Raw genomic sequence first — 11,660 nt, forward strand, 5'->3', positions numbered from 1 at the left:
CCTCAGTATCCTCTAGGCAGATTCTCTCCGGTTGCCGGGAACGCCTTTCCTCCACCTTTCGGGTAAAAAATAGGTGGCCCGATTCCGGCATGAGGGTCTCCTGTTCCCCTAAACCGAGGACCCTTCTCCCAGCCTGCTGGATGTTGATCATTTTTCTTCCATGTCTGATACCGAGTTACTTTCCCGTCTTGGCCTCGCTCGAATACCGTGTGGCTTCCGGAGGCATTTTTGTCCGGCGGAAGGTCCGCTGCTCGCTTGCGTTTCCCAGGAGCCCCGTCAGGGCAGTTGTGGTTGAGGAGGGTAGTCGCACCGGCGGCGACGTAGTAGGTGTGGTCGGTGTCGATGGTGAGGTTGTGCACCGTACGGGTCGCGGTCCACGACTCGATCCCGGTGACCTGCACCCACGACCCCGAGCCGGTCCGCAGCCACATGCCCGGCTCCAACTGCCCGGCAGGAACCCATTCCCCGAGGTCAGAGACCCAAAACGGGTGACCCTCCGTCGCCACCACGGTGCCCGGCACCTGCACACCAGGGTGCTCACCCGCCACGGTGACCTCGACCAGGTTCTTCGCACCCTCGCCGACGATCGTGGCCACCACCTCGCGAGGTACCGACTCACCCGTCTCCGGGTCGGTCGCCAGCACCCGATCACCCAGTTCCAGTTCCTCGACCGGACGCTCGCTACCGTCGGCCATCAGAACCAGCGTCCCCGGAACGAAACTGTTGCATCCCGACTTCGTCAACCGCTCCTTGGCCGTTTGCACCGCACGGATCTTCTCGCGCGCCCGATCCCGCTTCCGGGACCAGTCGATCGCCGACCCGATACCACGCGCCACCTTTTTCGCGATGGTTCCGGCCTTGAAGATCTTGCCGATCGGCAAGGCGGTGATGACCTCGCCCGCACAGGAGAGCAGGTTGAAGTTGTCGATGCAGTGCTCAATGATCCCCGGCACGGAGACCAGTTCCTTGACGATCTCACCACCGTGATGCACCGCCACGTCCAGCCAGCTGCGCTGGTCATTGGCCAGCTTCTTCGCTTCCTCGTACTCCTGCCGGCTCAGCCCAGCCTCCGCGACGGCCCGCTGCTCCGGCGAACTGGAAGAGCTACCCGCTGGCTGCCATGGCGGCTCGATCCACACCCGGTAGGTGAACACCGCGGTCACCCAGATCGTCACCGCGACGAAACGCAACACCGGGAGGAACGGAAGCAGCCACAGCGTGGTGACCACGATCTTGGTGATGGCGACCTTCTTGGCGACCGTGAGGGTCTTCCAGTACAGGCCGTTCGGATCCGAGTTGGTGACCGGCGAGTTGTTGGCGTAGGCGTAGCCGTTCATCTGCTGGGGTTCGTCCCGGTCGATGATCGGATCGACCGAGACGAACCGCCCGTTCTCCGGTTCGTACTGCCGTGCGCCCAGGTTGGTCAGGCCGGTCTCGTCCTTGATCCCGCCGACGAATCCCTTGTCGTCCGGCCAGGAGTCCGGCTGCTCGCCTCGCGGTACGCCGAACGGGTCCTGCCTGCGGGTACTCGCTTCGAGCGTGTCGGCATCCACCGACATGGACGCCGTGCCCTGGTGGTCGCCGAGCAGGAAGGACAATCCCTCATCCGAGGTGCGCACCGCGACGTTCTGGCCGCCGTGCGCGTAGTAACGCTTGCCGGTGACCTCCTCGGTGGTGTTCTGCAGCACCAGCTCCATCCCGTCGAGGTAGAGCGTGGTGATGCCGGACTCCCGCTTGATCAGCCGGTCGCCATCCGCGTCATAGAGGTACTCCGACTCCCGCCCGTCGTGTTCGGTGACCGTGGCCGTGCGGCCCCGGGCGTCCCACTCCAGTTCCTGCGGCGAGCCGGAGACGTTGCGGCTGGTCATGTTCCCGGCCGCGTCGTAGCCGTAGGTGTCCTTCGAGGTACCTTGCGGCCCGGTCTGGGTCACCGAACGCAGGGTGTGCGGCTGCGAACCGTCCTCGGCGCCGTACTCATAGGTCCGCACGGTGTCGCCCTCGGCGCCGTGCTGGATCTCCTTGGTGCGGTTACCGCCCTTGTCGTACTCGTAGTCGTGCCAGTACGGCGCCGCACCGCCCAGCGCGCCCACCGAGGGCTCCTGCCCGCAGTCCCCGTTGGCCGGGGTGAAACCACGGGTGAGGCGTTGCAGGTAGTCGTAGCTGAAGCACTGCACGTCCCCGGCCTGCCCTGGCGGGGTGTCGGCGATCCGGGTGATGTTCCCGGCCGGGTCGTAGTCGTACCCCCGCTTGGCCAGGTACGCCCCTTCCGGCGAGTTGCGCTGCACGTCGACGGCGTCGAGACGCCTCGTGCCCTCCTGGTAGAACATCGAGGTGTAGACGGTGTTCGCGCCGTCACCCATCTTCAGCCGCAGCGTCTCGCCGTACTTCGAGTACAGGTGCTCCTGGGCGTAGGTGTCGATCCCGAAGGTCTCGGTCGGCAGGCCCAGCTCGTTGTAGTCGTGGAAGATGGCTTCCGCATCGAGGCCGCCCGCCTCGGGATGGACCCTCGTGTCGACCTTACCGGTGTGCCTGTTGTACGAGGTCCTGAACTCGTAGGTGCCGGCGAGGTTTCCCTCCACCTCCGGAATGACCACGCTGTTCTTGGTCGGGCGCAGCGCGTCGTCGTAGGAGTCGACCCGCTGGGTGTAGGCGTTGCCGTCGACCCACCGAGTCGCGGAGTCGAGCAACCCTGGCTTCAGGCCATCGTAGCTCCAGCTTGCGGTCTTGACCTCCGGCTCGCCCGTTCCCTTGCGCTCGTACTCGGCGACCTTGCGGCCCATCGCGTCGTACTCGAAGCGGGTACGGAAGCCGCGGGCGTCGGTGCTGGTGACGCGCTGATCGAGTGCGTCATAGGTGTACCGGCTGGTGCCGCTGTCCGGATCGTGCTCGACCACCTTGCGACCGAGCACATCGTATTCGTAGCTCCACTGTGCACCGTCCGGTCCGGTCATCGACTCGATCTGCCCGGCGGGGTTGTAGTCGTACCGGGTGGTGTCGTAGTCGCTGCTCGGTTCGCGCTCGTGGTGCTGGCGCCGCTCCACGACCCGGTCCTGGACGTCCTTGAGCACGGTCGTTGTCGTGTCGCCCCGTGGCGGGACCACGGTGACCCGGTCGCCGCCGTAGCTGGAACTGGTACGCCACTGTTCCACGCCGAGCTTGCGGTAGATCACCGCGGTTTCCCTGCCCAGCGCGTCGAACTCGGTCAGCGTCTGGTTGGGTACCGCGTTGTCCTTGACGCCGAGTACCTGCTTGTCCGGTGCGTTCTCGTTGTAGTAGGCGTTGTTGACCCTGTGCTGCTGGCCACGGGAGTCGTACAGCCAGCCGGTCACCACGCGCCCGCCGGACACCGCCGGGATCTGGCTCTGCCGCTCCCGCAACAATCCGTCGAACAGTGTGTAGGAGGTGTTGTAGTCCCCGTCCTCGCGCAACGCGTGCGTGGTGACTACCGTCGGCGCGTCGGTCCGGTACTCGTACTCGAACCTGCTGCTCGCGGAGTCGTCGTCCACCTTCGACCTGCCGGGTGCCCACGCCTTGGTCAGCCGGCCGAGCGGATCGTACTCGAGGTCCGCCCGCTCGCCGCTCACCCCGACATCGGTAACCGGCTGGGCCCAGGCCGGTTCGTAGGTGGTGACACCGGTCTGCCCGAGCGAGTTGGTCTCGGTGATCTCGCGGACCAGGAAGCCCGACGCGGGCTCGTAACTGGTCCGTACCGACTGGCCGAGAGCGTTCTCCACCTCGGTCTGCCGACCCAACGCGTCGTAGCTGATGCTCTGGGTCGGCTCGTGCTCGGTCCCGTTCCAGCGCTCGGCCGCCGTCAGGTTTCCCTTCGTCGGCGCGGCACCATGCTCCTGCCCGTCATAAGACGAGCGGACGTCAGAGATCACGTCTTCATTGCCGCCTTCACCCGCCGAGCAGGGCAGGCCGACCACGCGCACGGTGGACGGGCGGGTGAGGATCCACTTCTCCATGTTGCGCGCATACGTGGTGCGGGAGCAGGTCTCGTCGCCGGTCTTGCCGGTGTCACCGAGGTCCTCGACCCGGATCGCGTTGCCGTAGTCGTCGAAGGTGGTGGTGAGCTCGGTTCGCCGCCATGACCCGTCCGAGAGCAGGGTCCGGCCGCGTACCCGCTCGACGTTGGTGCGGTATGCCTTGTCCTCGCCCGAGGTGGCGGTGGGCCCGTGCACCCACGGATCCTTGATCGACGCCGAGACGAGTTCGTCGCCCTCGTACTGCAGGGTTTCCCGGGAGAAGCCAGCCAGTGACTCCCGGTCGGTGACCTTCCCGCCCTCGGAGTCGGTCACCTGAACAGATCGCTCGCCCCCGCCGGGTAGATGGTCGCCGTCCATGCCGCGGAGGAAGCGTTCCTCGGTGATCGACTGTGTGGTGCCAGGCTCACCGGTGATCGTGCGCACCAGGCCGTAGCCGCGCCACTGCGACCAGGTCCGGTACTTCATGTCGGTGAACTCGGCCTGGTCGAAATGCCAGGCCGCTCCACCCTTGTACTCGTAGAAGGTCTTCTGCAGCTCGGAACCGCCGGTACGGCCGTCCTCGGTCACCGCGGTCACCACGTACTTGTGGAACCAGCTTTGCACCCGCTCGTAGCCGAACTCCGGGACCCACCAGGCCGGGAAGCAACGCATGGCGTTGTGCTCGGGGCTGTCCGGTATGTTGCTTCCGGCTACGCACTCCCGGTCTGAGTACTCGACCTCGGTCACCCCACCGGCCTCGTTGACCACTCGCTCGATCCGGTAACGGGTTATCGGTGGCAGGTTGTCGTCCCCGGTGTCCACCCGGTTGGGCAGCGCGCGTCCGTGGAACACCATCTCGGGGACGCTGGCCCTGCCGCCCACCAGGCCGGTGTGCGTGATCCCGGCCAGCCACAGCGAGGGAGACAACCCGTCCCCGGTGTCCGGGAACTGGTGCCGCAGCGTCCAGGAGTCCACGTCCTTCCACCGCGCGGCACCGTCCACATCGTCCGTTCGGACCTGGGTGAGCACCTTGACCAGGCGCTTCCTACTGAAGAAGGACGGGGAATGCTGGTTCTCGCACCGGTCACCCGGCGCGCAGATCCGGTCGAACGGAACATCCGGCCAGGACTCTGCGGTGTCCTCGTTCAGTTCCCCTGGCTCGCACGCCAGGCCGGGCTTGGGCAGGCACCGCTCGGCGGTGTCGAACCACACCCGCGCCGGGGCGGGTGCGTACACCGCGTCCGACCGCAGCCCGTACTCGATTCGCCGGACCGAACCGCCGGCCACGTACTCCGTCTGCTTTCCCGCGTCCTGATCCCGGCCGTAGCGGTTGGTTTCCGTGTCGTAGAAGTACGTCGTGACGTTGCCGTTCGGGTCCACGACATAATCGAGGTTCCACCGGTAGGCCTGCTGGCACCAGGAGTCGCCGAAGCTCGGCTGGTAGCAGGGCTCGCCGGAGTTGTTGCCGAACACCGGAACGGTGAAGGCAGAGTTCGTCTCCGGTTTCCCGGACTGCCAGCCCGGCAGCCGGTTGCGGCCGAGGAAGTACTGCGTACCGTCGGTTCCGGTCACCTTCCAGTACTCGCCGTTGTTGTCGCCATTGGTCGCGCCGGTCAACCGCTCGATCCGGGAACCGTCGTCGTTCTTCGGCCGCCACATCCCGGAGTCGCCGTCGCGTACCAGCTCAGCCGAGATCCCGTTCAAGCTCAGCACCGCGTTGTCGGTCGCCCAGCACAGGTCGCCGGTCTTGCGCTGGCCCTGGTTGCCGCCGAGGTCCTCGGAACATGCCTTGTACCGCCGTTCGATGAACCCGCCGGTGCTCAGCTCCCACCCGTCACCGACGGTAGAAGCCTGGTTGTTGGTCGCACTGGTACGGCCGTCCACACTGCCCGAGGAGTACCCGAGCCCGATCCTCGGCGCGGTGCCTGCGGTGGGCGGCGGAACGCGTAACGGCACCGAGTAGGTGAAGTCACCGCTCGACCCGCCCGCGGACCAGCTGCCTGCCGGGGACAGTTTGGTGGCCTCGAACGAACCCCCTGCGCCGGAAGGTGCCGCCTGCACCGCAAGCAGCACCGGGGAAGCACCCGAGGAACGCGCGTCCGGGGTCTCCGCGCCGCGCGGCAATGGTACGTCGGCGGTCAGCTGCCGATCGCCGGCATGGTTGTCGGTCCGGATCGGCTCGCCGGCACGGCATTCCGGCTTCTCCGGGGTGTGCAACGCGCACTCGGGTAGCTTCCGGATCCGCAGCCGGGACCCGTAGTCACCGCCGTAGGCGCTCGCGAACCCACTGTAGTCCACCCGTACAGACAGCGTTTCCCCTGCCGCGCCGGTATTGTTGGAAACCGCGAGCAGCACACCGTCCACACCGGACTTCTCCGCGCGATCCTTGCCGAAGGTCTCGACTCGCACGCTGGGAGATTCGGCCGCACTCCGCGCCGTGGCCTGACCGGACGCCTGCAACGCGACCGAAACCGGCAGCTCACCCGCCTGCCGGTAGGCGGACCGCGGCAGGGCTTCGGCGGAGCTGCGCGCGGCGGCGACCGGTGCCAGGGCCAGGTCCGCTGTCGCGGCCTCGGGCCAGCGCGGCTCCGGCATCTCCTCCGCGGCAGCCTCGTCCACCGGGTTGGTCGGCAACGGGCGCGACCGCACCGGCTCACCCGGTACCGACCGTTCCTGCTGTAGTTCCGGCAGGTCGACGTAACTCGGATTCTCCGGTTCGGCGACGGCCACCACCGTCGTCGAACCCACCGCTATACCGAGGAGCAGCGCGAGTGCACGCAGCGTGGGTTTGAAAGCCACAGCAGGATCTCCCGAAGTGATTCGGATGGTTGGCCGGGCGGCACTCGGCTCGGCCGCCCGCGACGAGTTCTCAGTTCTGGGCGTACAGTCGGCCGATCTCGCGGTCACTCAGCACGCCGGAGTACAGCCGAACGTCGCGGACGGTCCCGTTCCACGGATCGGTGTCCCTGGCCGTCCACCGGCTACCGCCGATCATCAGCTCACCCGGCCCGTTCCAGCCGGTGACACCGGTGCGGGTGGCGGTGTAGCGACCGTCGACGTACAGCCGGGTCTCCTGGTGCGCCACGTCGTAGACGCCGGTCAGCAACACCCACTCGCCGGCGGTGGCCTGCTGCTCACTCAGCACGAACCAGCCGCCTGCGCCGTCCGGGCGCAGCGAGGTCAGCAGGCACCATTTCTGGCTTTCCGGCCGGTACTGCAGCATGAACGGCGAGAACTCGTCGCCGCCGAAGCTCACCGCGGTCCGCGCGTAGTCGTCCACCTCGTCGAGGCGGACCCAGGCCGACACCGTGTAGGACCGGTCGGTCCGCATCGCCGGCCGCGGGCCGCGGACGGCTCCGTAGTTCTCGCCCCACTGGCCGGCGAACTCCGCCGCGGGGTGCTCCCCACCGGTGGACCAGCCCGCCGTACCGGTCAGCTCGGCGGTCCGGCCGGTCGCGACGTCCTCGGCCACGTCCCCACTACCCTCATCCAGCGGGTAGTGCGCGCGCAGCACCGGCTGGTTGGCCAGCAGCGCCGCCTCGCTGTCCACGATCACCCGCTGGTAGGCCCGGACCTCGTCGATGTCGCCGGGGAAGAAGTCGGTGCGCGCCCCCTTCCACATCGCGGCCCCGACATGGAAGTCCCCGGTCGCGTTCCAGGTACTGGCGTAGTCCAGCTCACCGGCCGGTGCACCGTTGACGTACAGCCGCAGTTCCTCGGCGCCGTGGTCGTAGGCCGCGACCAGGTGCGTCCACGCGCCCGGTTGCACGCCCTGCTCGGAGACGATCCTGGCGTGCCGCGAACCGCCGCCGTCGACGTCCTCGCTGAACATCACCACGGCCCACTTGCCGTCCGGCGTGGCCTGCAACTGGAAACCGCTGCTGTGCTGACCGTCCTGGGAGGCGACGGCCCACCACTCACCGGCCCGATCCAGCTTGGCCCACGCCGACACCGAGTAGCTCCGCGAGGTGTCCAGCACCGGCGCGGCATGCGACAGGTGCTGGTCAGAGCCGTCCAGGCTCACCGCCTCACCCGTGTACCCCTCCGCCGTGAGGTCGGCCTCGCCGGTCGCCGTGAGGGTACGGTCGTTGCCGCTCCCGTCGGCGGTGTCGCCGTCCAGCTTCCAGTGACCGGACAGCTTCGTGGTCAGCGGCTCGCCCTCGCGCACGAAGATCTTGTACCGCACGATCTCCGACCGGTTGCCCGCGCGGTCGACCGAGCGCACGAACATCGTCTGCGGCCCGGCGAGGGTCGGTGTCCACCGGACCAGCGCGGACCCACCCAGCCGGTCGGCATCCGCCCTGGTCCGCGGGTCGTCGTTCTCGTCCTCGGTGACCGACCACAGGAAATGGTCCACATCGGAGGTTCCGTTGGCGGTGACGGTGAACGCACCGGTCTGGCCGATCCCGCCGGCGACGGTGTCACCGCCTCCTGGATAGTCCGTCGAGGACACCGCGGGAGTTCCCGGCGCTGTCTTGTCGACCTCGAACTCGCAGTTGCCGACCCAGTTCGAGGAACTGTCGCCGTCGGTGACGTGCATCGACCAGTTGTAGGTCCCCTCCTCGGTGACCTTGCCGGCGGGTACGGTCACCTCGGCGAAGGACCCGGAGGGGACGTTCCCGGTCGATCCGGACCAGATCTCCGAACTGTCCCCCACCGGTCCGCTGCGCAGCGAGAACCTGGCGTCCAGCATCCCGGCGTCCGGGTCGGACAGCCTGCCGCGCAGCCGCGGGGTCTCGGTGAACACGAAGGGCCGGTCCTGGCCGGTGGCACACGGGATCTCACCGCCCTCCATGCTCAGCTCACCCGGCTGGTCGGGCGCGCTGTTGTAGACCACTTCCAGCACCGGATCGAGAGCGAACCGGCGCCAGTCGTTGCTGTCCATGGTGGTGGCACGCAACCCGAAGGTCATGGTGGTCCAACCGTTCCCCGCGGCCTCCCGCATCAGGCCGTCGATCGGGACCTCGGCATGGCCATCGCTCGGGCAGTAGGCCGCGTGGTTGGACCGGTAGATCGAGCCGAGCTTGCGATGCCAGCCCGGCTGGCTGTTCCAGGTTGTGCCCGGGCCGATGCCGCCGGTCAGCCACAGATCGGTCGGCCCGCCATCACACGACCAGGAGTGGATCACCCTGCTACGCACCGTGGCCCGGTGGATCACCTTGCCGCGCATGGGACCCACCCCGATGTCGAAGAACGAGCGAGAGATGTAGCCGCCCTGGACACCGGCCTTGAGGTCGCCGAGATCGCCGTCCGTCCGGTTGTAGTTACGCTGGTCGGGCCACCGGCTCTGCACCACGGCGTGGTTCTGCTTGCTACCGGACCACCAGTACTCCGGATCGATGAACACCGGGAACACGCGTTCCGGCGAGGTGAGGAACTCCTGGTCCGGGTGGACCACCACCGCATCGCCCTCGACCTGTACGTCCATTGTAGACTTTGCGGATTCCGATCCCGCCGCGGAGGCGAGCGCCCTGGCCCGCGTCTGGCCGCCGTTCCCCCTTGAGTCCCACATGCGCGAGGCGTCGCCACGGAAGGCGACGCTTCCGTCCTCGGCCAGTACCTCGATCCCACCGTCCCTGGCCAGCCGCGGCGCCACCCCGCGCTCATGGCTGGGGAAGGACAGCTTCCGCAGTTCCGGATTCCGCGCGGCTTGGGCATTCTTCACCGCAAGCACCTGGCTGAAGCCCGAGTTCTTGGCGGTGAGCACCAGGTCGATTCCCGGCAGCACCTCCGGGTACGTGGCGGTGGGTCCGGACAGCCGGGGCTCGGGCAGGTCACCGTTCCAGCCGATGCCGACCTCTCGACCGTCCTTCGCCACCACGGCCAGCTCGGCGGTTCCGGTCCGGCTTCCGGTCGCGAACCGGATCTGAACCGGGCTCGCTTTCGGACCGATCGTGCCGTCCGCGCGGCGCTGCAAGGTGAGATCCACCGGGACCCACTGGTCGTTCCGGCGCACCCGCTGCGGCTCATGGCTCTGCCGCAGGGTCAGGGTGCCGTCCGGATTGGCCTCCACCTCGGAGTACTCCGTCGTCTCCGACTCGACCGCCACCGGTTCACCGGCCTCCTCGGCGGCCGAGAGTGCCGCGGTGACCTCCGGTGACTCCGGGTCGGCCCGCTCGGCGCCGGCCTGGCCCACGGCGATCAACGACAGCGGCAAAGAAAGCGCGGCAACGGCAGGCAGAAATCGGCGCACGGAAACCGGCATACCCATCCCCCTTATAGACGGTCACGAAATGCGGCGCCGTCAATTCCACCCCGCCGGATCAGGCGCGCCGACGAACGCTAGCAGGTGGGGATGCCCCTCGACTACCGACTAGAAAGTTAACAACCACCCTGTTTCGGTAACGATCAGATACTAGTATTTGATCGAATGCGATCTCGGACTTGACCAACCGCCATTCGTACCAATGTGTCGCTGACGAAAGGATTACACCCTACGTCGGGTGGACCGTTCAGTACGGCACGGTGCCCTTGGCGATGGTAGCGAGGGTGCCTTCCAGCCAGGTTCGCGCGGCGTACCACAGACCGCCGCCGAGCGAGATCCTGGCGACTCCGAGCCGCCCGAGCTCGGCGAGATCCGGGCCGCCGGGCAGGTAGGTCGCGTTGACCGGCGCGGGACGCACCGCCCCGACGAACGAGGCGAGCACCTCGGGGGAACGGACGTGGATCGGATAGACGCAGTCGGCGCCGGCCGCGAGGTAGCCTCGGGCTCGCCCGATCGCGTCCGCCAGCACGGCGTTCTCGTCCTCGGCACCGAGAAACACGTCGATGCGCGCGTTCAGCACCAACCCGTCCCCCGCGTGTTCCCGCAGCGAACCGATCAGCTCGGCTTGCTCCCCGGGCGACCTGATCGCGCCCCTTCCGTGGTCGGTGTCCTCGATGTTGCAGCCGACCGCCCCGGTGTCCAGCAGCCGGCCAGCCAGCTCCGCCGCGGGCAGGCCGTACCCGGACTCGGCGTCGACCGTCACCGGCACCTCGGCGGCGCGCACGATGCGCCCCGCCGCGGCGAACATCTCCCCGGCGGGTGCCTTTCCACCGTCCGGATAACCCAGCGCGGCGGCCACGGCGACCGAACTGGTCGCGACCACAGGGAAACCGGCTGCCGCGACCAGCCGTGCCGTATCGGCGTCCCAGGCGTTCGGCAACACCAACGGATCGGCGGGCACGTGCAACGCCCGCAACCGCTCGGCCGTCACCAGTCGGTCCCCGGCAGTTCCTTACGGCTGGTCACGCCCAGCCGGTTGAGCGTGTTGATCAGCGCGATCGCCCAGCCGACGGCCGCGTACTGCTGCTCGGTGAACACCGCGGTGGCCTGCTCGTAGACCTCGTCCGGAACGTCCTGGGTCTGCGCGAGCCTGGTCATCGCCTCGGTCAGCGCCAGCGCCGCCCGCTCCTGCTCGGTGTAGAGCGCGGTTTCCCGCCACGCGGCCAGCAGGACGATGCGGCGGTCGCTCTCCCCCGCCTTGCGGGCGTCCCGCGCGTGCACGTCGAGGCAGAAGGCGCAGCCGTTGAGCTGCGACGCCCTGATCTTGATCAGTTCCAGTAGTCCCTGGTCGAGCCCGGCGTCGGCCGCGGCCTTGGCGACCGTCTGCTCCAGCCCGCGCAATTCCTTGAAGGCCCCGGGAAGGGCCGGACTGAGTTGAATTCGTGTGCTCACATCCCCCACGGTAACGACCACTGGTCCACGGCCGT

At 67.9% G+C, this 11,660-nt stretch carries 4 protein-coding genes; all 4 read right to left on the bottom strand.

Annotated elements, in window-relative coordinates:
• Positions 1-2 precede the first annotated feature (2 nt).
• Complete coding sequence (locus FB471_RS33180) at positions 3-6,767, bottom strand: RHS repeat-associated core domain-containing protein (protein WP_142003756.1); 6,765 nt, start codon at positions 6,765-6,767, stop codon at positions 3-5.
• 70 nt (positions 6,768-6,837) lie between these two features.
• Positions 6,838-10,173 (bottom strand): LamG-like jellyroll fold domain-containing protein, encoded by a 3,336-nt coding sequence (locus tag FB471_RS33185; protein WP_142003757.1) that lies wholly within the window; start codon positions 10,171-10,173, stop codon positions 6,838-6,840.
• A 247-nt stretch (positions 10,174-10,420) separates the two neighbouring features.
• Complete coding sequence (locus FB471_RS33190; protein WP_142003758.1) at positions 10,421-11,164, bottom strand: isocitrate lyase/PEP mutase family protein; 744 nt, start codon at positions 11,162-11,164, stop codon at positions 10,421-10,423.
• Positions 11,161-11,625 (bottom strand): carboxymuconolactone decarboxylase family protein, encoded by a 465-nt coding sequence (locus FB471_RS33195; protein WP_425457131.1) that lies wholly within the window; start codon positions 11,623-11,625, stop codon positions 11,161-11,163. Before FB471_RS33195 ends, FB471_RS33190 begins: the two co-directional genes overlap by 4 nt.
• Positions 11,626-11,660 lie beyond the last annotated feature (35 nt).

It is taken from the genome of Amycolatopsis cihanbeyliensis (assembly GCF_006715045.1).
In the GTDB taxonomy this organism is placed as follows: Bacteria; Actinomycetota; Actinomycetes; order Mycobacteriales; family Pseudonocardiaceae; genus Amycolatopsis; species Amycolatopsis cihanbeyliensis.

Coding starts and splice junctions, on each gene's coding strand:
- FB471_RS33185 (WP_142003757.1), bottom strand. CDS start 10,173: ATGCCGGTTTCCGTGCGCCGATTTCTGCCTGCCGTTGCCGCGCTTTCT.